This is a genomic window from Peptacetobacter hominis, from assembly GCF_006861675.1.
Classification (GTDB): Bacteria; Bacillota; Clostridia; order Peptostreptococcales; family Peptostreptococcaceae; genus Peptacetobacter; species Peptacetobacter hominis.
This window is the reverse complement of sequence record NZ_SGJB01000007.1, coordinates 89603-114864: the sequence shown is the minus strand read 5'-3', so window position 1 is coordinate 114864 and position 25262 is coordinate 89603. Positions and strand designations below refer to the sequence as shown.

The following is a 25262-nucleotide window of genomic DNA, read 5'->3' as shown; positions in this document are numbered from 1 at the left end:
TAGAAGGTGATTTTTTATTATATTTTTTCAAAAAAATAAGGGCTATCGCACTAATAAAATATTAATGCGACAGCCCCTTTATTATTTTAAATATAAAAGCATATTCAAAAGAATAAAAGGAGAAATTAGTACATGAAAGATAATTTTATAAACTATAAATTAGATAATTTAATATATTCAGTAGCTAAAATTTCAAGAGAAATGTTTTGGAAACCAGTTTGGAAAACTGAACCAGCTTATTAGGATTATTAATCAAAATAGTATACTTTTAAATAAACAGCAAAATTGATATAATATAAGTGGATTAAGCTTTTGCCATACGTTGACGAAGCGGGTTGCTAGCAAGTAGGTTGGGTAGTGGTCTACTTTTCAGGGCTCGACTCTATGCCAACCTGCGTATATTTATAATATTTAGGTTTGCAGTGCAAAGGTTAACAGAATATTTGAATACTAAATTTTTATATGTATTAAATAATATAATTGAAGATGATAGTATGATAGAAAAACTGTTGTATATTAATAAATGTATAGTTGCTTCTTTTACAAATATATCAGAGTTTATTATTAATGCACTGTTAACCTAAGTATTATATGTTAATTAAGATATTAGGGTGGAGAAAAATCATGTTTTATAAAATATTTAATGATTATATCAAACAAATAATTGCTGATCACAATTCTTTTGTGACGTTAATATCTGCTATTGCTTCTGCTGTGGCATCTTTTATAGCATTATTTATATCAATTTATCCATCAAAGAAAAAGATAAAACCAGAGTTAATATTGATAGAGGATGGTAGCAAATTTATAAAGGTAGCTATGTTAAATCCAAGTTCAGAAATTAGAGTTATAAAATACTTGGAGTTTATTTCCGGAAAAAGAATAGGCAAAAAAGATATAATACTTTCTGAAAATCTTCTGAATTGTCAAGATGATTTGCTATTTTGTGTTGAAGAAGGGAGTTCACTTGAAGAAAAAATAGTAATAGAACCAGGAAAGACAACTTTTATTATAATTAATGCTACAAGAATAGTACATTTATTAAATCATATAGAATATTCCTTTAAAAAAATGACTTATTTTTTATAAGAGTAATAGATGCTAATGGAAGAAAAACAACTATAAATACAAAATATAAAGTAAAATATGTGTTAGAAAAAATAATTTCTAAAACATCTGTATACACTCATTTAACCATAGAAGGATGGAGTGATGAAAAAAATTCATTATTTGACAAAATTATGAATAATAATGCAAAGGTTTATAGAATTTTTAGGTACATATCATATTCAATGATTCCGATAATAATATTTTCTTACTTAGTTGCTTTTGGAAAGTATGAATTTGTCATATTAAATATAGATATCGTTATGGTATTAGTATTGATAATATTGTTATTTATATTTTTATCATATACTATTTCAAAGAATAATAGCGATTCAATAAACTATCCTTCTTTGGATTTGAAAGAGTTAAATTTTTATAAAATATTAAAACTTATATTATTATTTATAGTAATTTATTTTTTTGTGAATTAAGAAGGATGTACCATAATTGTAAAGTGAAATAGGAGTATAACTCCTATTTTTTTTCTGCCTTACATGTGATAAAATATATAAGATATGGGTAATCACATATCTATAAAATAAATAAGTATAGAAAGGAAATAAATATGGAAACTATTGATATAAACAAAAAATCTAAACAGAGACAGAAAACACTTGATCCTATGAAGCTTGAAGTTCAGGAGCAGTACATGGACAAGGTAAGAAAAATAAATGAGAAGTGGGCAGCTGAAAAAGGGAGAAAACCTGTCGTGGTTATTGTAACGTTCGGGTGTCAGATGAATGAACACGATTCAGAAGAGCTTGACTATATGCTTGAAAGAATGGGATATGACAAAACAGAAGATGTAAACGAAGCGGACCTTGTAATATACAACACTTGTGCTGTCAGAGAAAATGCGGAGAAAAAAGTATATGGAAACCTTGGACAGCTTAAATTCAGAAAAAGAAGTCACCCGGATTTAAAAATAGCTATATGTGGATGTATGATACAGCAGCCTCATGTTGTAGAAGAAATCAAGAAGCATCATAAACATGTAAATCTGTTATTCGGGACACATAATTTATATAGATTTCCAGAACTTCTTCATAAGCAGATAACAACAGATGAAATGGTTGTAGAAGTCTGGGATGTAGACGGCGAAGTAATAGAGGGACTTCACAGCAACAGAAAATTCAACCTGAAAGCATTTGTAAATATAATGTATGGATGCAACAACTTCTGTACATACTGTATAGTTCCTTATACAAGAGGAAGAGAGAGAAGTAGAGAGCCACAGGACATAATAGACGAAATCAAGGAACTTGTATCAAGAGGAACAAAGGAAGTAACTTTACTTGGACAGAATGTCAACTCATACGGAAAGACTCTTGATAACCCTGTAACTTTTGCAGAACTTCTAAGAATGGTAAATGAAATAGAGGGACTTGAGAGAGTTAGATTTATGACATCTCATCCAAAGGATATATCTGATGAAGTTATATATGCGATAAGAGACTGTGACAAATTATGCGAATTCCTTCATCTTCCAGTTCAGTGTGGAAGCACATCTCTTCTTAAAAAGATGAATAGACATTATTCAAAAGAAGATTACTTAAAAATAATAGAAAAAGCCAAGAAAGAAGTTCCTGATATGGCGTTTTCTACGGATATAATGATAGGATTCCCAGGGGAAACTATGGAGGATGTTCAGGATACTATAGATGTAATAGAAGCTGTAAGATATGATTCAGCATTTACATTTATATACTCAAAAAGAGAAGGAACTCCAGCTGCAAAAATGGAAAATCAGATTCCTGAAGAAGAGAAGCACAGAAGATTTGATATGGTTCTTGAACATGTAAACAGAATTTCTGGAGAAATAAGTGAAGAGTATAGAGATAAAGTTGTAGAAGTACTTGTAGAAGGAAAAAGTGCCAAAGATTCAAATAGATACACAGGTAAGACAAGACAGAATAAAACTGTAAACTTCGATAGCGATGAAGATTTTACAGGACAGCTTGTAATGGTAAAAATAACAGATCCTAAATCATTCTCATTAAATGGAGAAATAGTCAGATAAGCATGGAGGTATATTATGAAAATATGTTCTAAAAAGAGAAAACTGCTGGCTATTATGGCTCTTATAATGACTATATCAATATCCGGATGTTCAAAATCATCTGAAAGTCAGGAAGAGGCATTGACAGAGGAAAGAATAGAGGAAATAACTGAACAGAATGACCTTTTTACAGATATGAGATTTGAGGCAGAGTACGAATGGTACAATGAGTTTATATATCCGATAAAAGAGCAGAATTGGAATGTATCTCAGGAAGAAATAAAGTCAATTCTTGAAGCTATATCTCAGAAGAGAGAAGAAGTAAATGGTATAAAAGGTGAAGATGTAAAAGCATATATTGAATATAAATATGGTGAGCTTACTAAAGAAGCTGAGGACAAAAAACTAAAGGAAGAAATGGATGAAGATGCCCAAAATGTTGATAAAAACATAGCAGGGATGAATGAGATTCTTGATACAATAGAGAAAAATGTAAGGATGGGAATGGATGGAAAAATAACATCTGATGAGGCTCAAAGTATAGAGAATTCTTTTGAAGAAATATTAAAAATATATGAAACAGAAGTCAAATAATTAAAAGCTCTGCAGATTTTCTGCAGAGCTTTTAACATTTAGATATACATTATTTATTTTCCTCAGCAAGCATTTTTTTACATATTTCAAGTGCTTCGAATAAACCTTCAAGCACACTTTTAAGTTGAGAATCATTAAAATCAAGATATTTTTTCATATCAAATCCAGCACTCATACCTTTGTAAATATAATACATTTTATCGGCAGAGAACTCCGGATTTGCATAAATATAAACGTCAAGATTTTCTATAAGTCCATTTCTTATAGCTCTCATTTGCCTTGAATTGAAATTTTCATTAGCAAGTATAGATGCATCAGAACCTTCTTTAATAGCCTGTCTGATTTCAAACATCTGAGTGCTGTCAAATTTTGGGTTTGAATAAAGAGAAACATCAAGACCTATACGAAGACCTTTTCTTATCTCACACATCTGAGATGCATCATAATCTGTATCAGCATAAATAGAAACATCACAGTTTTCCATAAGTCCGTGTCTTATTTCATACATCTGTTCTTTTGAAAATTTAGGTTTTGCGAAGAAATCTACATCAACATTATTATCAAGTCCTCTTATTATCTGATCAAGCTTATCTCTATCAAATCTGTAATTCTCCCAGCTGCTTGTATCGATTCCCTCGTTTTTGTAGTAACATATTTTACTAAGCTGTTGAAGAGTAACATTTTCACCCTGAGATAAAGCAGTACCGACACATTCCTTAACTAATCTTACTCTATCTTCAAACATATTCTCATTGTCATAGTCGTCGTATAAAGAAACGTCAAGTCCTGACTTAAGACCTAATACAATCTGCTGAAACTGATATTTTGAAAATCTACTTATATCATACTTTTCAATTGGAAGTTTTGCCTTCAAGGCAGCGTATATTTCAGCCATCATATAGTTGCTGAAAGATGGATTTGCATAGATTGAAACATTTAATCCATCTCTAAGTCCTTTGGAAATCCAATATAATTGCTGATCATCAAAACCTACACCGATATATCCCGATAAATCAGCTCCATATTCAAGCGTTTCTCTTATCATCTGCATATCTTTACTATTGTATTCCGGCTTTGAATACACTGAAACATCCAGATTTTTTTCAAGACCAAGTCTGATTTCTCTCATCTGAGAACTATCAAAACATTCTTTTTCATAAGACGAAACGTCCACTCCTGACTTTATACCCTTGTTTATTTCTCTTATCTGATTGGCGTCAAATCTGTTAAATTTCATATAACCACTCCTAAAAACGTTTTCTAACTTAATTGTATATTATGACAATATAAAAGTAAAGAAGAAAACTTTCTAAAATGAATGGATTGTACGGATACAATAGATTAATATGCGATATATTTTATTAATCAGATGAAAATGGGAATCTATAGAGATATAATATAGATATAAGATAATAATAGGAGTTGATAAAAATGATGACAATATTTTATCCGATAGGAGACGGATTATATGTAAATATAACTAATAAATGCCCATGTAAATGTGTATTTTGCATAAGAGATATAAAAGAAACTGTAGGAGAAAATGATAATCTTTGGCTTGACCATGATCCTTCTTTAGATGAGATAAAAGAAGAACTGAAAAATTTTGATTTAAACGAATATAAAGAAGTTGTTTTCTGCGGATTTGGAGAACCTATGATGAGATTGGAAACTCTTATAAAAACTGCTGAATATATAAAAAGTATAGCTGATATAAAAACAAGAGTAAATACAAATGGATTAGGAGATCTTATAAATAATACTGATGTTGCAGATTGTATAAAGGATGTTATTGATTCTGTTTCTGTAAGTCTTAATGCACCAGATAAGGACTCATACATAAGAATAAGTAGACCATCGTTTGGAGAAAAATCTTACGACGCAATTTTAAAATTTGCTAAAAGATGCAAAGATGAAGGTATAGAAACTGTATTTTCAGTAGTGGACGAGATAACAGAAGAGGAGATAGAAAAATCAAGAGATGTAGCAGAATCTATAGGGATAAAACTGAGAGTCAGATATAAAAATAGTTAATAACTAATATTACAATATCGTTGTTATGTAAACTATGATTATTCTAAATAAGAAAAAGAAGCTGTTTAATATAAACAGCTTCTTTTATATTTATTATCATTATATTTCTCTAGTATAATGAGCTAACCATTCTTTTTCTTCATCATTTAGGAATGGAGATATTTTTTCAAATACTTCTTTGTGATAATTGTTAAGCATAGCTCTTTCAGCATCTGTCATTATTTCAGGTACTATAGCATCAAGGTCAAATGGAACAAATGTTATTGTTTCAAAGTACATGAACTGACCATACTCGTTTAAAGTTCCTTTACGGCAAAGAAGCTCGTTTTCAAGTCTTACACCGTATTCACCTTCTATATATATACCTGGTTCATCAGTTATTATCATACCATCTTCAAATGGATGAGCTTCATGTGCTCTATAAGTCCATCTGAATCCTGTAGGACCTTCATGTATATTAAGTAGGTAACCTACACCGTGTCCAGTACCATGGTTGAAGTTAAGATCTCTATCCCAGAATGGTTTTCTTGCAAGTATATCAAGAACCATACCAGTTGTTCCGTGAAGGAATTTTGCAGCTCCAAGGCTTAAGTTACTTATAGCAACTAGGGTAAATCCTTCTTTTATGTTCTGAGGAAGTTCACCTAAAGCATAAGTTCTAGTTATATCAGTTGATCCTTCATAGTATCCACCACCTGTATCAGTAAGGAATACATTTCCTCCTTTTAACTGAACATCAGTTTCTGGAGAAGAAGTGTAGTGACACATAGCAGCGTGAGGTCCATAAGAACTTATTGGTTCAAAACTTGGTCTTATAAATCCACCCATTTCTTTTCTGAATTCATCAAGTTTGTCAGAAGCACTCATTTCTGTTATAACTTCTTTATCATAGTTTTCTTTAACCCATTTCATAAATCTTACATGAGCTACAGAGTCTTTTATCTGAGCCTTTTTGATGTTTTCTATTTCAACATCATTTTTCATAGCTTTGAATAATATTTCTGGGTTTACTTTTTCAACTTTTTTTGCTCCTGCAGGAAGGTTGTTATATAATGAATAGTTTAATTTTGCAGGGTCTATTAATATAACTTCTTTTTCATCTATAGATTTAACATCTTCATATATATCATTGTATGGTCTTAATTCAACACCATCTTTTGCAAAGTTTGCTTTTATTTCATCAGAAACCTTAGTTTCATCTATGTATAATATAACTTTATCAAGAGTTATAACAGCATAAGATAATACCATAGGGAAGAAGTCTATATCGTCTCCACGCATATTTAAAGTCCAGCATATATCATCTAAAGTAGTTAATATATGAACTGTAGCGTGATTTTTCTTCATAGCTTCTCTTATTCTTTCAAGTTTAGATGCTACAGTTTCACCTGCATATTCAACACCTAATTCAAATACAGGTTTTTTAGAAAGTTCAGGTCTATCTGACCATATTTTATCTATTAAATCGTATTCGTATACTATTGAGCCATTCTTTTCTTTTACTATAGCTTCATAGGCAGAACCTTCACCCATAGAAACAACTCTACCATCAAATCCTAAAACTCCATTTTCTGGAAGATTTTCTTCTAGGTATTCTTCTAGAGTAGGTACACCTGGTTCGCCCATTTTCATCATTGTAACACCAGATCCTTCAAGCTGTGCTGCTGCCTGTATGAAATATCTTCCATCTACCCATAAATTGGCTTCATTTTCAGATATTACTGCAGTACCTGCACTTCCAGAAAATCCTGTTATAAATTTTCTTGCTTTGAAATGTTCTCCAACGTATTCACTCTGATGAAAATCAGCTGTAGGAACAACGTAAGAATTAATATTTTTTTCTTTCATAAGAACTCTAAGTTCTTCTATTCTTTTTACTACTGGATTCATAGTTGAAACCTCCTTAAATTTATTCCTCTGATTAAAATTATATCATATCATAAACAAAGTACAACCAAATTTTTAGATTATTTTTAAAATATATTCATCGATAAAAACTTTCTTTCGTAGATTAAGAAATCGTTTATTCCAAATAGCTTTGAAAAATAGAGCCTAAGCGATATTTTAGTAAAATAATAAAAATATATAATAAAAATAATATCTATAATAATTATTCAAATTAACAATTTATAGAAAAAATTTTTTGTGCATAATAATAAAAAAGTATAGAATATATTATTTATATTGACAAATTTTGTAATATACAATAAAATAATATAATCGAGAGTATAAACGAATATGTATCATATAATTTTGACAATATGGGTCATAAGTCTCTACCAGCCACCGTAAATGGCTGACTATGAATACGGTAAATTACTCCAGACTATATGACGGCATAGAATCTATGCCGTTTTAAAATTTAATAGGAGGTGTTGTTATATAATGAAAACAACAGAAAACGGAAATAACGCTCTGACAAAGATATTTCCAATTTTCAGCAATAGACCGTTTGACATGAAGAAGGAAATTTTAGCAGGTGTTACAACTTTCCTTACAATGGCCTACATAATTGCTGTAAACCCAAGTATATTATCAGCTACAGGAATGCCTGCAGGTGCACTTGTTACAGCTACATGTCTTGCCGCAGCATTAGGATGTTTCTTAATGGGATTTATTGCAGACCTTCCATTTGGTCTTGCATCAGGAATGGGGCTTAATGCATTCTTTGCTTTTACAGTGGTTTTAGGAATGGGAGTTCCATGGGAAATAGCTCTTACAGCTGTTTTTGCAGAAGGTATCATATTTATATTATTAACACTGTTCAAAGTAAGAGAAGCTGTAGTAAACTCTATACCTGTAAACCTTAAACTTGCAGTTACAGGTGGTATAGGTATATTTATAGCACTTGTTGGATTTATAGGATGTGGACTTATAGTTGGTGATGAATCTACTCTTATAGCACTTGGAGAAATGACTCCAGCTGTTGTTATAGCACTTGTTGGTCTTGCAATAATAGCAGTTCTTGACAAAAGAGGTGTAAAAGGAGCTATACTTATAGGAATAGTAGTAAGTTCACTTCTTGCATGGGGATATGCAGTAGTAAATCCTGCTCATGCACAGGAATTAGGAATATATTTACCATCAGGTGTATTCAAGTTTGAAAGCATGGCACCTATAGCTGGAAAGATAGATTTCGGATATATAGCGGATCCTACAAATCTTAAAGTTTTCATAGGGGTTGTGTGTACATTCCTTTTCGTTGACTTCTTTGATACAGTAGGAACACTTGTTGGTGTTTGTTCTAAGGCAGATATGCTTGATGAAGAGGGTAAAGTTCCAAACGTAGGTAGAGCACTTCTTGCAGACGCATTAGCTACTACAGCAGGTGCTGTTATGGGTGTATCTACAGTTACTACTTTTGTTGAATCTTCAACAGGAGTTATAGAAGGTGGTAGAACTGGATGGACTGCTGTTACAGTAGGATGTCTTTTCATAGTAGCTATGTTCTTCTCACCAATATTTGTTGCTATACCAGGATGCGCAACTGCTCCAGCACTTATATATGTTGGATACTTAATGCTTTCAGCTGTTACAGGAATAGAATTCTCTGATATAACAGAAGGTGTTCCTGCATTCATGACAATAGCAGGTATGCCACTTACATATAGTATAGGTGATGGATTAACATTAGGAGTACTTTCTTATGTTGTACTTAACCTATTATACAATTTAATTGCTAAGAAAGAAGATAGAAAGAAAGTATCTATAGTAATGGTACTTCTGGCAATTCTATTCTCACTTAAACTTATATTTATGTAATCAAATAAACCGAGGGATATATATTATCTCTCGGTTATTTATTTTTTTGAAAGCGGCTATTTATAAAGAAATATTAATATAAATTTATATATACGGTCTAAAATAGGATGAAAAACACACAAAATAGTAAGAAAATAAAATAAACTTTATTTAAAGTACAGAAATTTTTAAGAATCATGCTGTATAATATAGTTAAGATAGTTGATAGAAATTTGATATATTGTCATAAATCATGACTATAAAATAGAGGAGAATTATTATGAGAAAGTTTAGTAAAAAGGAAAAAAATATTATACAGTATGCCTTTCTGGTTTTTCTTATATTGGTAACAGGTATAATTATTTCAAAAACAATAGATTACAGACGTATACCGGATGTTATAGCATTTGCTGATAAGAGATATCTTTTAGCAGGGGTAATGGTTATACTGCTATACATACTTCTTGAAACTATAATATTCCAGTGGATTATAAATTCCATTGAAAAAAACAAACAAAAGAGAAGCATAGGTATACAGATGGGTACAATAGGTCTTTATTACAATCTTGTAACACCTTTTGCATCAGGAAGCCAACCAATGCAGATATATCTTATGAATAAATATGGAATAAGTCTTAGTAGAGCAGTGGCTATTGTAACAAACAAGACAATGCTTTTTCAAAGTGTGGTTACAGTAATATGTGGAGGAGTTATACTTTTTAATCAGGAAATGATAATGGAAAGACACAGCTCTATAATTCCGCTTCTTACAGCTGGTATGGCTATGAATATAGTATCTATAATTGTAGGAATAATGATAGTATTAAATCCGGAATTTATGAAAAAAGTTGCTGACTTTATAATATATAGACTTGGGAAACTTAGAATGTTTAGATTTCTGAATGGCAAAAATGAAAGAGTTCACCACTATATAGATGATTTTAATAAATCAATACTTATGTATATTTCTGATTGGAAATCTCTTATAGCCACAGTAATGCTTACATTTATTCAGTTATTTCTGTATTTTAGTATAGCATTTCTTATATATAAAGCGTCTAAACTATCTGGTGCCGGATTTTTCAGGATATTTTCGTGTCAGGTACTTTTATATATGACAATATCTCCTATTCCAACTCCTGGTAATGTTGGTGCAAATGAAATAACTTTCTTTAATATATTTAATGGTTTATTCCCAAAACAGTATGTAGGTTATGCTGTTATAATGTATAGCTTCTTTGTATATTATTTTATACTTTTATTCTGTGGAGTATGTACATGGATCTCTCATTATATGATGGATAGAAATATTGAGAAAAAAAGAAAGGATAGGAAGCGGGAAAATAAGCACGAACAATTTTTAACAAATTAAAAATAATATATATACATAAAGAGGCAGATTATTTATAAATAATCTGCCTCTTTATGTATATATATTACCATAAAATCGTTGAAATTTCAAGTGTTGAAAGATAGGACACTTTATAGTATAACTATTATACTATAAAATCAAAGGGAGGTAATATATTGAAACTACTTAAAGATGGATCAAATGAAATTATAAAATCAGTAGAAGAAAAATTTGCTGTAAACAATGTTTATGTATCAGAAAAAGAAGTATATGCTCTGTTTGAAGAAATGGTAAAAATTCTCAATGAATTGGATTGGGTAGAAACTGATGTGGAAAGAATTAATAATATTATAAAATTGTATTTTGAGGTTGCATATTTATTTGGAAATAACTTTATACATATTATGAAAAAAATAATTTATTTGTACTATAGAATCAGAAAGGAATTTGATTATAGTGTATCTGATTCTAGAATTGATGAAATTCTATTTGATGTATTTATATCTTATATATCTAGGTATATTTTTACTCATGTTGATACAGGAGAGTTAACTTTTGAAATGGCAGTGTACGTGTGTTACGGATTAAATAGTGATGAAAACATGGAATTAATTATAGATAAAGTAAAAACCAAGCTGATTCTAGAAGGGGGTAATATTAGAAATGAAGAGTATTTCATTGATTTCAGATAAAAATATTTATTCAACAATAGAAAGAGCATACAGAGAAGGGAATATATCCTTATCAAGAAGAAATGAACTGTTTTCTGAAATATCTACAATATTTGATGAAAAAATAAATCAATTTAATCATGGAATGAGCACATCTTTGTCAAAAGATAGTTTTAGAAAAATAGAAAAATCAATCAACTATATGTTTGTTAAAGGTTTTAGATGTTTTCCTGATGGTTATAAGATGCTTTCAACATTAAATATAAATTATTTTATCAAAATAGGAGAAGAGGAGTCTAAAAAAGAATTAGAAGAAATAATAAGTGTATATGAAAAAATAGAAAAAATATCTTTAAATATAAATAATGAACGATATATAGACGTTATTAAAAATCAGATTCCAAAGTTTATATCAGAAGCTCAAGAAGATAATCAGTATATAAATATGTCTATATGTAAATACGATTTGGATTATCCTTTGGTTGATGGATTACCTCTATATAATAATATGTATGGATTAGACGGAACTGAATTGGTACTTTACTACATAAATAGTTTGTTTGAAGAAGTAAAGTTTTTAAATTACTTTAGAAATTGTATAGATAATATTGTAAAGACATATGAATATATGAACCAGATAAGTATAGAGTATATTAGTATCAATTTTTTTGAATTAGTAATAAATCAGCTTATAGCAGGTGCTTTGATTTTTAATAAACCAGAGATATATCTTTATACAGATGATATTAAACAATTAAATAAAATAGTAAGATATGAAAATATTTATTTAAAATTAAATGATTCCATAAATACTATTTGTTATTATATAAATGATGATGGTTTAAAAAATTATTTTAATATAAAGAAAAATATTATAGTTGAAAACTTTTTTAAATTAAGTAAAGAAAGAATAGATTTTATCTTAAACTTTGACATCATAAATGAAGGAAATATTATAGATATAGAATCATTTTCGATAGATAGTAGCAATTTAAGAAAAATAATAGAACTATTGAGAAATATCAATGGTAGTAAAGAAAAGATTAGATTTATTAAATCGCAAAATCTAGGAATGTTAGATATAATCGATATATTAGAAAGTTATATCTTTTCTGAAGAAGAGATAAGACTATATTATAATTCACTTTCGGATATAGAAATAGCATCTCTTCTAAAAATATCTTTTTCAGAAGACTTTGTATTTAATAAAAGTATAGAATTAAATGATATAAATATTAGTAATTTATCAAAAGACTGGGAGAGAATACTTTTAAGTTCAGTAATTGCGAAAAGAGATACAAAGAATATAGAAAAATTAATACAAAGGATAAATATAAAAATAGGCTAACATATATATATAATTAATTATGATATAATAGTGAAGATAATAAAATTACATGGAGGTTCAGAAAATGAAGAATTCTAAACTTATTGGAATATGTGAAAAAGGAATTTCTCTTGTCGAATCAATAGATGTTGAGAAATTAAATGCTATAAATATAGAAAAGATAAACGAAAAAATGGATGTTGATAAAGATTACGTTAGAACACTTCTTGACGATACAGAAATAATTTATCTTTTATATTCATCAGAAGAGAAAAGAGCAGTTGAAACCGTGAAAGCTATTGGATTTATGGCTTCTGAAAGAAAGGTACTGTGCATAGGAATAGATGTAGATTCAGCAAAAGAGGATAAAATAGAAGAAATAGATAGAAATATCAATATTGAATCAAAAGATATAAAAAATATGATTGCAATGTTTGATATGATATCTGAATCTATCTCAGATGAAGTAATGATAAATATAGATATAACTGATTTAAGAGATATATTTATAACAGAAAAAGGAATGAAATACTCATATACAGATGGTATATCAGACATATCAGAATCAATATCAGCTATAAAAGATAATATGAAAAATGTTGGAGATGAGTTTCTTGGAAGAAAATGTATCGCAATAATTGAAGGTGAAGATAGCATGGATCTTTCAAAAATATCGCAGCTTATGGAAGAGTTGGAAAAAGATTGCAGTGACAGAGGAAGTGCTATTTTTGCAACTATAGAAAAAAATGACGTTGAAGAAACAAGAATAACAGTTCTTTATAATTAAAGGAGTGCTTTTATGAGACTTATAAAAACAGAGGACGCGGAAGGTCATGTATTATGTCACGACATAACACAGATAATACCGGGAAAATTTAAAGGAAGAGCATTTAAAAAAGGACATATTGTAAAAAAAGAGGATATACCAGTGCTGAAATCTCTTGGGAAAAATCATTTGTATATATGGGAAATGAAAGAGAATATGGTGCATGAAAATGAAGCAGCTGAATTTATAAGAGATATAGTAATGGGAAATAACCTGAAGTCAGGAGAAATAAAGGAGGGCAAGATAGAATTTATATCGGAATGTGATGGAATTCTTAAAGTAAACAGAGAAAGTCTGTTAGAATTTAATATGCTTGGAGAAATGATGATGGCGACTCTTTCTAATAATGTTCCAGTAAAAGCAGGTGAAAGGGTGGCTGGAACAAGAATAATCCCTCTGATAATAGAAAGAGAAAAACTTAATCATGCAAAAGAGATACTTAAAAATAGAAGTATAGTACAAGTCATTCCATATAAGAAAAAGAAGATAGGGATAGTTACATCAGGTAACGAAGTATACAATGGAATAATAAAAGATCGGTTTGGTCCTGTAATTGAAAAAAAGGTATCTGAGTATGGATGTGAAGTGATTGGACAAAAGATATGTCCTGATGATACAGAGGAAATATACAACGCTATAGAAATGTTTCTTAAACAGGGAGCAGATATTGTATGTTGCACTGGAGGGATGAGTGTTGATCCTGATGATTTGACACCGGCAGCAATAAAACGTACAAATGCTGATATTATAACGTATGGTGCACCGGTGCTTCCAGGTGCAATGTTTATGCTTGCATATAAAGAAAATAAAACTATAATGGGAATACCTGGTTGTGCTATGTATAACAGAATAACTGTGTTTGATATGATTTTTTCAAGAACTGTTGCAGGAGAAAAACTGTCTCTAAGGGATATAGCTGAATATGGTGATGGTGGATTCTGTAGAGGTTGTGACGAATGTAGATATCCAAACTGTGGATTCGGCAAATAATAATATAAAAAGAGCGATTGACTATATAACAAAAGTATTATATTATGGAAAGGACTGCAATTTAGACGAATAAAAAAATTTATATATAGAAAGGAAGTAATAAATGCTACAGGTTACAAATGTCGGACTTAGATTCGGAGATAAGGAACTTTATAAAGACGTAAATCTTAAATTTACAAAAGGAAACTGTTACGGGATAATCGGTGCTAACGGTGCTGGAAAATCTACGTTTCTAAAAATACTTTCTGGAGAAATAGAGCCAAATACAGGAAGTGTATCTATAACAGAAAAAGAAAGAATGTCTGTCCTTAAACAGGACCATTTCGAATATGAGGAAGAGGAAGTTCTTAATGTTGTTATAAGAGGACATGAGAGACTTTGGAATATAATGCAGGAAAAAGATGCTCTTTATATGAAAGAGGATTTTACAGAGGAAGATGGTATAAAAGCTGCAGATCTTGAGGCTGAGTTTGCAGAACTTAACGGATGGGATGCAGAAACAAATGCAGAAAAAATACTTATGGGTCTTAGTATAGAAAAAGATATGCACCACAAGCTTATGAAAGAACTTACTGGTGCTGAGAAAGTAAAAGTACTTCTTGCTCAGGCATTATTTGGAGAGCCGGAAATACTTCTTCTTGACGAGCCTACAAACCACCTTGATTTCCAGTCTATAAGCTGGTTAAACAACTTTATAATGGATCTTGAAAACTCTATAGTAATAGTTGTATCACATGATAGACATTTCCTTAACCAGATATGTACAAATATAGTGGATGTCGACTTCGGTAAAATACAGATGTATGTAGGAAACTACGATTTCTGGTACGAGTCAAGCCAGCTTGCTCTTCAGCTTGCAAAAGACCAGAATAAAAAGACTGAAGAAAAAATAGCTCAGTTAAAAGAGTTCATAGCGAGATTCAGTTCAAATGCATCTAAAGCAAAACAGGCTACATCTAGAAAGAAACAGCTTGAAAAACTTCAGGTTGAAGATATAAAACCTTCAAGCAGAAGATATCCGTATGTAGGGTTTACTCCTGCAAGAGAAATCGGAAATGAAGTACTGGAAGTTCACAATATTACAAAAACAATAGATGGTGTGAAAGTTCTTGATGATGTATCATTCAGACTTGAAAATGATGAAAAAATAGTGTTTATGGGTGACGAGATAGCAACAACTACATTATTTAATATAATAATGGGAGAAATGGAGCCAGACAGCGGTTCATATAAATGGGGAGTTACAACTACTCAGGATTATCTTCCTAAAAACCACAATAAATTCTTTGATGGATGTGAATATTCTCTGGTAGACTGGTTAAGACAGTTCTCAGAAGAAAAAAGTGAAAGTTTTATAAGAGGTTTTCTTGGAAGAATGCTTTTCTCAGGAGATGAGGCTTTAAAAGAAGCAAAGGTACTTTCTGGAGGAGAAAAAGTTAGATGTATGTTCTCAAAAATGATGCTTTCAAATGCAAATGTACTTGTTCTTGACGATCCTACAAACCATCTTGACCTTGAATCTATAACATCTGTAAACCAGGGACTTGAAAAATTCCCGGGAGTAATATTATTTACTTCTCATGACCATCAGATGATAGAAACTCTTGCAAATAGAATAATAGAAATAACTCCAAAAGGAATTATGGATAGAAAAATGGATTTCGATGAGTATATTGAAAACAAAGATATACAGGCTAAATTAAAAGAAATGTACAGCTAATATATAAATAACAGACCGTATAATTTGATATTATGCGGTCTTGTTTTATTTTTCATATAAATAAATTATATATTAAAATAAAATTTATTTCAATTTTCTGAAAAATATGATATAATATCAAATGATTTTATTTTTTAGGAGGTAAATATGTCAGATTCTAAAAGCTTTAAACGGAATAATTATATAATGATACTGGCTACACTGTTCTGGTCTGGCGCATTTATAGCTGGAAAATATTCAGTGGCAGAGTTTCCTGTACTATCATTGGTATTTTTTAGATTTCTTTTTGCAACAGCAATAATATTCCCTATTATGATAAAAACAGAGAAAAACTGGAAGATAACAAAGGAGGATATTCCGGTATTTCTTGCACTTGGAGTAGTAGGTATGATAGGTTATCATGTATTTTTCTTTGAATGTCTAAAATATACAACAGCGACAAACTCATCTATAATAGGAGCAACCAATCCTATTGTGACAACTATATTTGCAGGTATATTTTTAAAGGAAAGATTCAAGTCAAAACATATACTATCTCTTCTTCTTTCATTTGTTGGAGTAGTTCTTATAGTGACAGGAGGTCATTTATCTACTCTTAAAGAGTTTACATTCAACAAAGGTGATCTTATAATGATGATAGCGGTGGTCTGCTGGTCTGCCTATAGTGTAATGTCAAAAAAAGTTGCAGGAAAATATAGTCCTATAAAAATTACGGCATATGCATTTTTATTTTGTGCCGTAATTATATTTCCATTTACATTTATGGAAAATCCTATGGAATTTATACCTGAAGTAAGTATAAATGGATGGATGTCTGTACTTTATATGTCTTGCTTTGCATCTGTTTGTGGATATCTTATACAGCAGATATCAATAAAAAACATAGGACCTGCAAAGACAAATATGTATATAAACCTTAATCCCGTATTTTCCATGATTCTTGCATATATACTATTAGGAGAGCCTATAGTTATAGTAAAAGTAATAGCAGCGGGCTGTATAATAGCAGGTGTACTTATATCCAATATGCCTGAAAAATCAAAATAGAATTATAGATGTAAAAATGCAGTTATAGATATTTATCTATAGCTGCATTTTTATGAATAGATTTAAACAATTGGACGGATTTGTAACAAGGGGGTACAATATAATTAACAGTTAAACATTCTTAAAAAATAGTTAGTACACTCATAATAGTTCTCTTGTTGAAAGTATAAAATACGAGTAAAACAAATTTTCCTGTTCCGGCATAGACGCACATATGTCGGAAATTTTTTTATATAATTAATAAAAGATGCTGTCATATGACAACATCTTTATTTTTTATCTGAAAAATTCTAAAAAATTATAAAGTATTTTTGCAGTTATACCCCAGATTACATATCCATTATATCTGTAGAAAAATACGGGGGATGTTCCTTTTTCAAATCGATAATTTCTTTTACCTGGAATTATATCGAAAGGAAGATTATTATCCGGTTCTACATTTACAGTATTTTTGTATTCCTCAGGTTTCATTTCAAGAAGTACCTTCAAAGGAACTGTAAATACATGGTCGACCTCATCACTATTAAGCCTCAGAGACGAGGCATTGTTAAGATATCCGGCAAAGGGATGTATTATATAATTAACCGGAGTTACAAGAAGGTCAAGAGAACCTATAATTTCAATATCATTTCCACTTACACCGATTTCTTCGCAGGTTTCTCTGATTGCAGCATTTACAGCTGTTTCGTTCTCTTCTATGCCACCGCCGGGAAAAGATATCTCACAAGGCCGATGTTTAAGTTTTGCGGATCTTACTTCAAAAAGTATGTGCGATTCTCCTTCTTTTCTTACTATAGGAATAAGAACAGATGCTCTTTTCATATATTCATACCCATTTATATATGGGGAATAGTCTTTAAGTTTGTTCAGTACTTTTTGCTTATCAAACATTTAGTTCCTCCCAAAAGTATTTTAATATAATTATATTACAAAACAGATATACATTAAATAGATTTTATGAAAAATGATGTAATATATTAAAAGGGGTGACAAAATTTAAATATAGTGGCAAAATATAAATAGAGCATTTTCTAAGGAGGAAAATATGAACAGAAAAAAAGTCTTATTTTTTGATATAGATGGAACTCTTATGGATTCATATGAACATAAAGTTCCAAAATCAACGATTGAAGCTTTGAAAAGACTTAAAGATAATGGCCATAAGGTAGTAATTTCAACAGGTAGAGGAATGTTTTCTATTGTACAGTGTGGATTTTCAGATATCATAAAGTGGGATGGATATATATGCAATAATGGACAGATGATTTATAATGAGAACAGAGAAGTGATTTATTCAAAATATATAGATAAAGAGTCTGCAGAAAAATGCATGGAATTATGTCACAAAAGAAATTCGCCGTATGTTTACAGCATAGATGGAACTCCGTATCTGTGGGAATTCCCTGATGATAATATGAATGCTGCATATACTTTTTTTCAGGATGATATTCCTCAAAAAAGAAAATACAATGGGGACAATATAGTCATGTTTATCATATTCGGCGATGAAAATTATGATTACAGCGAATATCAAAAGATAGATGGAATAGATGTTATTCCAGGTAGATGCCGATATGCGGATATAGTTGCAAAAGGTTTTGATAAAGGAAACGGAATAAAATATATAAAAAAATATTTTGACGCAGATGAAACTTATTCATTCGGAGATAGCCTGAATGATATAGGAATGTTCAAAGAGTCGAGTGTTGGTATTGCAATGGGAAATGCCAATGATGAAGCAAAAGAAGCAGCTGATTATATAACTGATTCTGTAATGGATGATGGAATATTTAATGCCTGTGTTCACTTTAAGTTGATATAATTTTTATAATTATATATAGATATAAGAAATGGAGGAATTTTAAATGGTAATAGCAGATGTTGCAGTAATGCCTCTAAGACCTTATGCAAATGAAGATCAGATGTATAAAGTTGTAGACGCATGTATAGAACTTGTAAAAGAAAGTGGAATGAATTATGAAATAGGAGCAATGAGTACTACTTTTGAGGGCGAATTCGATGAAGTTTTTGAACTTATTAAAAAAATGCACAAAATGCCTTTTGAGTTAAACTGCGAAAGAGTAATAACAGTTGCAAGAGTTGATGAGAAGGCTGGAGGATTATCTATTGAGAACAAACTTAGAAATCAGAGATAGATATAAGGACATAATATACCCTATAGCTGTATTTGTAGCAATTATAATCATTTGGCAGGCTATAGTGGTATGTATGGATATACCTGGATATCTTTTGCCTGCTCCATCAGATATTGTATCTGTATTTTTTACTGATACAGAAAATCTTATGAAACATGCATGGATTACTACTTATGAAGCCGTCACAGGATTTTTCATAGCAGTTGTGATTTCGATATTGATAGGTATTGTAATGGATTTTATACCTATAGTAAGAAAGAGTTTATATCCTCTTATGCTTACAACACAGATGATTCCAACTATAACAATAGCACCGCTTCTTGTTATATGGTTTGGATTTGGAATGCTGCCAAAAGTACTTATGGTAACTTTGACGTGTTTTTTCCCTATACTTATAAGTTTTGTAGATGGTCTTGAAAATATAGATAAAGATTATCTTAATCTTTTTAAAACTATGAAAGCCGGAAAGATTGATACATTCAGACATCTAAAATTTCCTATGTCTATGGAAAAATTCTTTTCAGGGCTTAAGATTTCTGCCACATACGCAGTTATGGCTGCTACAGTTGCTGAGTGGTTAGGTGGAACAGAAGGTCTTGGTGTATATATGCTTAGATCAAAAAAAGCATATGCACTTGATAAAGTTTTTGCATCTACAATTTTGATAGTAATTTTGAGTCTTATATTTGTAGGTATAGTACATCTTGTAAGAAAAAGTGTATTAAAAAAATATAACAAATAAATAAACTGTTTTTTATCTTGTAAAACAAAAGAATTATTATAAAAATTAAAACTTACTATAATAAAAAAACGTCTTCCTATAAGGAAGATGTTTTTTTATACTTAATTTATTTCATAACACATAAGATGCAAATTTATCAGAAAATTAAAATTTTACAGAAAAAACTATTGACTAAATTTTCAAAAAAGTATATCATATGAAACAAGACAAAACAAAGCCGATGAAATCAATGCTTATATACTTTATTTTGAATATATGTATACTGTATATAAAACTGAAATATGAATAATGGTTAATTTATATCGGCGATTATTATTTATTATAGTTACCGCACTTTAAATAATAAATAATAATTTTAATATCAGAAAAAGGAGGTACAAATAATGAATCATCACAAGTACAAAAAATTTGAGACAATAAAATTAAAAGATCGTACTTGGCCAGACAACGAGATAATCAAAGCACCAGTGTGGTGTTCTGTTGATCTGCGCGATGGAAACCAGGCACTGATAACGCCTATGAATATAGATGAAAAGGTAGAAATGTTTCAGCTGCTGGTAAATCTTGGATTCAAAGAAATTGAAGTTGGTTTTCCTTCTTCTTCACAGATAGAATATGACTTTTTAAGACTGCTTATAGAGGATAATCTCATACCGGATGATGTAACAGTTCAGGTTCTTACACAGGCTAGAGAGCATCTCATAAGAAGAACTTTTGATGCGCTTGAGGGTCTGGATAAGGCTATAGTTCATATATACAATTCAACATCAATACTTCAGAGAGATGTTGTTTTCAACAAAAGTAAAGATGAAATAAAAAAAATAGCAGTAGAGGGGACTAAACTTGTTAAAACTCTGTCGGAGGAATTCAGTGGAAAAGTGATACTTGAGTATTCGCCGGAAAGTTTTACAGGTACTGAAGTCGATTATGCACTTGATGTATGTGAGGCTGTCATGGATACATGGGGAGCAGATGAAAATAATAAGGTTATAATAAATCTGCCTTCGACCGTTGAAATGGATACGCCTAATGTTTATGCGGATCAAATTGAATGGATGTGCAGAAACTTCACAAATAGAGATAGAGTCATAGTGAGTGTTCACCCACATAATGACAGAGGATGCGGAGTTGCTTCTACTGAATTGGCATTGCTTGCAGGTGCTGATAGAGTGGAAGCAACTTTATTTGGTAATGGGGAAAGAACCGGAAATGTAGATGTAATAACTCTTGCACTTAATCTTTTCTCTCATGGAATAGATCCAAAACTTGAACTTTCTCAGATGAATCAAATAAAGGAAGTTTATGAAAAATGTACAAAAATGGAGGTTCCTCCTAGACATCCTTATGGAGGTCAGTTAGTATTTACTGCTTTCTCTGGAAGCCATCAGGATGCTATAAACAAAGGAATGCACGCATACAAAGAAAGAAAATCTGATATATGGGAAGTACCATACCTTCCTATAGACCCTGCAGATTTAAATAGACAGTATGAACCTATTGTAAGAATAAACTCTCAATCTGGGAAAGGTGGTGTATCCTTTGTACTGGATACAGTATATGGATACAATCTTCCAAAACAGTTACGGGTTGATTTTTCAAAAGTTATTCAGAAAATCAGCGAAAAAGAAGGAGAAGTATCTTCAGAAAAAATATTCAGCTGCTTTGACAATGAATATATAAATATAGAAACACCTTATAAACTTATAAAACATAAGATATTTGATATAAGTGATGAAAACAGTGAATTCGAGAGAAAAGCTGAAGTTAGTGTAGAAGTTAATGGAGAAGTTAAAAATATAGTAGGTTATGGAAACGGACCTATAGATGCTGTTAAAAATGCATTCAATAAGAGTGACGATTTTATAGATACAAAACTTCTTGACTACAGTGAACATGCTCTTACATCAGGATCATCAGCAAAAGCAGCAGCTTATATAAAACTTAAATCTCTTGAAAATGAAAGCTATGAATATGGTGTAGGTGTACATCCAAATATAACAACAGCTACAGTAATGGCTATGGTTTCTGCAATGAATAGAATATACAAAACAACAGTGAAAGAAGGATAGGATATGAGAAAACTCGTTTTATCTATACTTGTAAAAGACGGAGCAGGTATTCTGACAAGAGTAAGTGGTCTGTTCGCAAGAAGAGGTTACAGTATATTGAGTATATCTGCTGGTCCTGCTGAAAAAAAAGGATTATCAAGGCTTACCGTTGTAGCACAGGGAGAACCACAGATTCTTGAACAGATAGAGAAACAGGTTAAAAAGCTTGAAGATATTATAGAAATAGATATTCTGGATCCTGAAAAATCAGTTTTCAGGGAACTTGTAATGATAAAAGTGAAAGCTGATCGGAGTAAGAGACAGGCTGTTTCAGCTGTATCAGATATATTCAGAGCAAAGATAGTGGATGTATCAAAGGATTCTATGATTATAGAAATTACTGGTGATAGTACAAAAGTAGATGGATTTATAGAACTTCTTACAGACTTTGAAATTATAGAAATAGTTAGAACCGGTCTTTCAGCAATGAAAAGAGGATACAAAGGTTAGAAGCAATAATAAATAAAAATTAAAAAAAGGAGACAAATAAAATGGCAAAAATATACTATAGTGATGAATGTAATCAGAAATTATTAGATGGAAAAACAGTAGCAATAATAGGATATGGTTCACAGGGGCATGCACATGCATTAAATCTTAGAGATAGTGGAGTAAAAGTAATAGTAGGTCTTTATGAGGGATCAAAATCATGGAAAAAAGCCGAAGCTCAGGGATTTGAGGTATATACTTCTGCTGAAGCTGCAAAGAAAGCTGATATAGTAATGATACTTATAAACGATGAATTACAGGCTAAACTTTACAAAAACGAAATAAAACCAAATCTTGAAGAAGGAAATATGCTTATGTTTGCCCATGGATTTAATATACATTTTGGACAGATAGTTCCTCCAGAAGGTGTAGACGTGGCTATGATAGCACCAAAGGCTCCAGGACATACTGTAAGAAGTGAATACTGTGCAGGAAAAGGAACTCCTTGCCTTGTAGCTGTTGAGCAGGATGCAACAGGAAATGCAAAAGACATAGCACTTGCATATGGAGCAGCTATAGGTGGAGCAAGAGCAGGACTTCTTGAGACAACTTTCAAAACAGAAACAGAAACAGATTTATTCGGTGAGCAGGCTGTATTATGTGGAGGAATATGTGCATTAATGCAGGCAGGATACGACACTTTAGTAGAGGCAGGATATGATCCTGAAAATGCATATTTTGAATGTGTACACGAGATGAAATTAATAGTAGACCTTATATATCAGTCAGGATTTGAAGGTATGAGATATTCAGTGTCTAATACAGCAGAATATGGAGATTATGTAACAGGTCCTAAGATAATAACAGATGAAACAAAGGCTTCTATGAAGAAGATATTAAAAGATATACAGGATGGAAGTTTTGCAAGAGAATTCCTTCTTGAAATGTCAGAGGCAGGAGGACAGGCTCATTTCAAAGCTATGAGAAAACTTGCTTTAGAGCACGGTTCTGAAAAGGTTGGAAAAGAAATAAGAAAATTATACAGCTGGTCAAATGAGGACAAATTAATAAATAACTAATCAGATTATATACATTCCGGCAGACATGTAATCAGGTTTGCCGGAATGTTATAAAAGGAGGAAAATAAAATGTCGATGACAATGACTCAGAAGATACTTGCAGAACACGCAGGATTAAATGAAGTAAAAGCAGGTCAGCTTATAGAAGCGGAACTTGATGTGGTTATGGCAAATGATATAACAGGGCCAATGGCTCTTCCTATATTCAAACAGATGGCAGAAAAAGTATTTAATAAGGATAAAGTAGTTCTTGTACCAGATCACTTTACTCCAAACAAAGATATAAAATCAGCAGAAAATTCAAAAGCAATAAGGGAATTTTCTCTATCTCAGTGCCTTACATACCATATGGAACAGGGAAAATGTGGTGTTGAACATGCTATACTTCCTGAAAAAGGAATAGTAGCAGCAGGTGAATGTATAGTAGGTGCCGATTCACATACATGTACATATGGAGCATTAGGTGCATTTTCTACTGGAGTTGGAACAACAGATATAGCAACAGCAATGGCAACAGGAAAACTATGGTTTAAAGTTCCATCAGCTATAAAATTTGTTCTTAAAGGAAAACTTAATCCATATGTAGGTGGAAAAGATGTAATACTTCATATAATAGGAAAAATCGGAGTAGATGGAGCTCTTTACAAGTCAATGGAGTTTACTGGAGATGGGGTTTCAGAACTTACTATGGATGATAGATTTACAATATGCAATATGGCTATAGAAGCGGGTGCAAAAAACGGAATATTCCCTGTAGATGAAAAGACAAGAGAATATCTTGACAGTCACACACAGAAAAAATATAAAGAATTCAGTGCAGATGACGACGCTGAGTATGATGAGGTTATAGAAATAGATCTTTCTGATATAGTTCCTACAGTGGCATTTCCACATCTTCCAGGAAATGCTCATACTATAGATGAAATAAATGAAAATGAAAAAATAATGATAGATCAGGTTGTAATAGGATCTTGTACAAATGGAAGATTAAGTGACCTTAGAAAAGCGGCTGAAATAATGAAGGGAAAAACTGTAGCAAATCACGTCAGAGTAATGGTTGTTCCAGCTACACAGAAAATATTCAAAGAATGTATGAAAGAAGGAATAGCAGATATATTCATAGATGCAGGATGTGCATTTAATACACCTAGCTGTGGTCCTTGTATGGGAGGTCATATGGGAGTTATGGCAAAAGGTGAGAAATGTGTATCTACAACAAATAGAAACTTTGTAGGAAGAATGGGAGATACAGAATCACTTATATATCTGGCTTCTCCTGAAGTTGCTGCAGCAAGTGCAATATGCGGATATATAGCAGATCCGAGAAAGGTGGCAGAATAA

Annotated in this window: 22 protein-coding genes and 1 riboswitch; of the genes, 19 read left to right on the top strand and 3 right to left on the bottom strand. The window is 31.1% G+C overall.

All coding sequences use genetic code 11. From position 1 onward, the window contains the following. Nucleotides 1-624: 624 nt before the first annotated feature. The 3 genes from EXD82_RS05250 to EXD82_RS05240 all read left to right on the top strand — a co-directional run bounded on the left by EXD82_RS05250 (nucleotide 625) and on the right by EXD82_RS05240 (nucleotide 3700). On the top strand, nucleotides 625-1089 hold the full coding sequence (locus tag EXD82_RS05250; RefSeq protein WP_142535867.1) for a hypothetical protein: 465 nt from the start codon (nucleotides 625-627) through the stop codon (nucleotides 1087-1089). Nucleotides 1090-1672: 583 nt separating this feature from the next. Beyond that, nucleotides 1673-3127: a tRNA (N6-isopentenyl adenosine(37)-C2)-methylthiotransferase MiaB gene (miaB, locus tag EXD82_RS05245; RefSeq protein WP_142535866.1), complete on the top strand. Its 1455-nt coding sequence runs from the start codon at nucleotides 1673-1675 to the stop codon at nucleotides 3125-3127. Between the two features lie 15 nt (nucleotides 3128-3142). After that, entirely contained in the window at nucleotides 3143-3700 is a 558-nt protein-coding gene (locus tag EXD82_RS05240) for a hypothetical protein (RefSeq protein WP_142535865.1), read from the top strand. A gap of 49 nt (nucleotides 3701-3749) precedes the next feature. Here EXD82_RS05240 and EXD82_RS05235 read toward each other — a convergent pair whose 3' ends face one another. After that, the gene (locus EXD82_RS05235) at nucleotides 3750-4937 is read right to left on the bottom strand and encodes a hypothetical protein (RefSeq protein ID WP_142535864.1); all 1188 of its coding nucleotides are present in this window, start codon (nucleotides 4935-4937) and stop codon (nucleotides 3750-3752) included. A gap of 194 nt (nucleotides 4938-5131) precedes the next feature. Here EXD82_RS05235 and EXD82_RS05230 point away from each other — a divergent pair, with 194 nt between their 5' ends. Beyond that, nucleotides 5132-5734 carry a TIGR04100 family radical SAM protein gene (locus EXD82_RS05230; RefSeq protein ID WP_142535863.1) on the top strand — a complete coding sequence of 201 codons (603 nt, stop codon included), beginning with the start codon at nucleotides 5132-5134 and terminating at the stop codon, nucleotides 5732-5734. Nucleotides 5735-5833: 99 nt separating this feature from the next. On the opposite strand, the gene EXD82_RS05225 is transcribed toward EXD82_RS05230, so the two are convergent. Further along, entirely contained in the window at nucleotides 5834-7624 is a 1791-nt protein-coding gene (locus EXD82_RS05225) for an aminopeptidase P family N-terminal domain-containing protein (protein ID WP_142535862.1), read from the bottom strand. 333 nt (nucleotides 7625-7957) lie between these two features. Next, nucleotides 7958-8058, top strand: a riboswitch (purine riboswitch). A gap of 61 nt (nucleotides 8059-8119) precedes the next feature. On the opposite strand from EXD82_RS05225, the gene EXD82_RS05220 reads away from it, so the two are divergent. From EXD82_RS05220 to EXD82_RS05185, 8 genes are all read left to right on the top strand, one after another. Further along, entirely contained in the window at nucleotides 8120-9496 is a 1377-nt protein-coding gene (locus tag EXD82_RS05220) for an NCS2 family permease (RefSeq protein ID WP_142535861.1), read from the top strand. A gap of 259 nt (nucleotides 9497-9755) precedes the next feature. Next, the gene (locus tag EXD82_RS05215) at nucleotides 9756-10847 is read left to right on the top strand and encodes a lysylphosphatidylglycerol synthase transmembrane domain-containing protein (RefSeq protein WP_142535860.1); all 1092 of its coding nucleotides are present in this window, start codon (nucleotides 9756-9758) and stop codon (nucleotides 10845-10847) included. Between the two features lie 155 nt (nucleotides 10848-11002). Continuing rightward, on the top strand, nucleotides 11003-11518 hold the full coding sequence (locus EXD82_RS05210; RefSeq protein ID WP_142535859.1) for a hypothetical protein: 516 nt from the start codon (nucleotides 11003-11005) through the stop codon (nucleotides 11516-11518). Continuing rightward, entirely contained in the window at nucleotides 11490-12845 is a 1356-nt protein-coding gene (locus EXD82_RS05205; RefSeq protein WP_142535858.1) for a DUF6179 domain-containing protein, read from the top strand. Before EXD82_RS05210 ends, EXD82_RS05205 begins: the two co-directional genes overlap by 29 nt. 64 nt (nucleotides 12846-12909) lie before the next feature. Beyond that, nucleotides 12910-13611, top strand: a complete 702-nt coding sequence (locus EXD82_RS05200) for a hypothetical protein (protein WP_142535857.1) — start codon at nucleotides 12910-12912, stop codon at nucleotides 13609-13611. A 12-nt stretch (nucleotides 13612-13623) separates the two neighbouring features. Further along, nucleotides 13624-14640: a molybdopterin-binding protein gene (locus tag EXD82_RS05195; protein WP_142535856.1), complete on the top strand. Its 1017-nt coding sequence runs from the start codon at nucleotides 13624-13626 to the stop codon at nucleotides 14638-14640. Nucleotides 14641-14743: 103 nt separating this feature from the next. Beyond that, nucleotides 14744-16360 (top strand): ABC-F family ATP-binding cassette domain-containing protein, encoded by a 1617-nt coding sequence (locus EXD82_RS05190; RefSeq protein WP_142535855.1) that lies wholly within the window; start codon nucleotides 14744-14746, stop codon nucleotides 16358-16360. 147 nt (nucleotides 16361-16507) lie between these two features. Beyond that, nucleotides 16508-17407, top strand: a complete 900-nt coding sequence (locus tag EXD82_RS05185; protein ID WP_142535854.1) for a DMT family transporter — start codon at nucleotides 16508-16510, stop codon at nucleotides 17405-17407. A gap of 276 nt (nucleotides 17408-17683) precedes the next feature. Here the strand turns inward: EXD82_RS05185 and EXD82_RS05180 are convergent, their stop codons facing one another. After that, a complete protein-coding gene (locus EXD82_RS05180) occupies nucleotides 17684-18298 on the bottom strand; it encodes an NUDIX hydrolase (RefSeq protein WP_142535853.1) in 615 nt (204 codons plus the stop codon). A 154-nt stretch (nucleotides 18299-18452) separates the two neighbouring features. On the opposite strand from EXD82_RS05180, the gene EXD82_RS05175 reads away from it, so the two are divergent. The 7 genes from EXD82_RS05175 to leuC all read left to right on the top strand — a co-directional run bounded on the left by EXD82_RS05175 (nucleotide 18453) and on the right by leuC (nucleotide 25262). Next, the gene (locus EXD82_RS05175; RefSeq protein WP_142535852.1) at nucleotides 18453-19229 is read left to right on the top strand and encodes an HAD family hydrolase; all 777 of its coding nucleotides are present in this window, start codon (nucleotides 18453-18455) and stop codon (nucleotides 19227-19229) included. A gap of 43 nt (nucleotides 19230-19272) precedes the next feature. Continuing rightward, nucleotides 19273-19563: an MTH1187 family thiamine-binding protein gene (locus EXD82_RS05170; protein ID WP_142535851.1), complete on the top strand. Its 291-nt coding sequence runs from the start codon at nucleotides 19273-19275 to the stop codon at nucleotides 19561-19563. Then, a complete protein-coding gene (locus EXD82_RS05165) occupies nucleotides 19535-20305 on the top strand; it encodes an ABC transporter permease (protein WP_246082011.1) in 771 nt (256 codons plus the stop codon). Before EXD82_RS05170 ends, EXD82_RS05165 begins: the two co-directional genes overlap by 29 nt. Before the next feature lie 383 nt (nucleotides 20306-20688). Continuing rightward, nucleotides 20689-22374, top strand: coding sequence for a 2-isopropylmalate synthase (gene leuA / locus EXD82_RS05160; protein ID WP_142535849.1), 1686 nt, complete (start codon nucleotides 20689-20691; stop codon nucleotides 22372-22374). Nucleotides 22375-22377: 3 nt separating this feature from the next. After that, nucleotides 22378-22863, top strand: a complete 486-nt coding sequence (gene ilvN / locus EXD82_RS05155; protein WP_142535848.1) for an acetolactate synthase small subunit — start codon at nucleotides 22378-22380, stop codon at nucleotides 22861-22863. Between the two features lie 41 nt (nucleotides 22864-22904). Next, nucleotides 22905-23921 carry a ketol-acid reductoisomerase gene (gene ilvC, locus EXD82_RS05150; RefSeq protein ID WP_142535847.1) on the top strand — a complete coding sequence of 339 codons (1017 nt, stop codon included), beginning with the start codon at nucleotides 22905-22907 and terminating at the stop codon, nucleotides 23919-23921. 69 nt (nucleotides 23922-23990) lie between these two features. Continuing rightward, the gene (gene leuC / locus EXD82_RS05145) at nucleotides 23991-25262 is read left to right on the top strand and encodes a 3-isopropylmalate dehydratase large subunit (protein ID WP_142535846.1); all 1272 of its coding nucleotides are present in this window, start codon (nucleotides 23991-23993) and stop codon (nucleotides 25260-25262) included.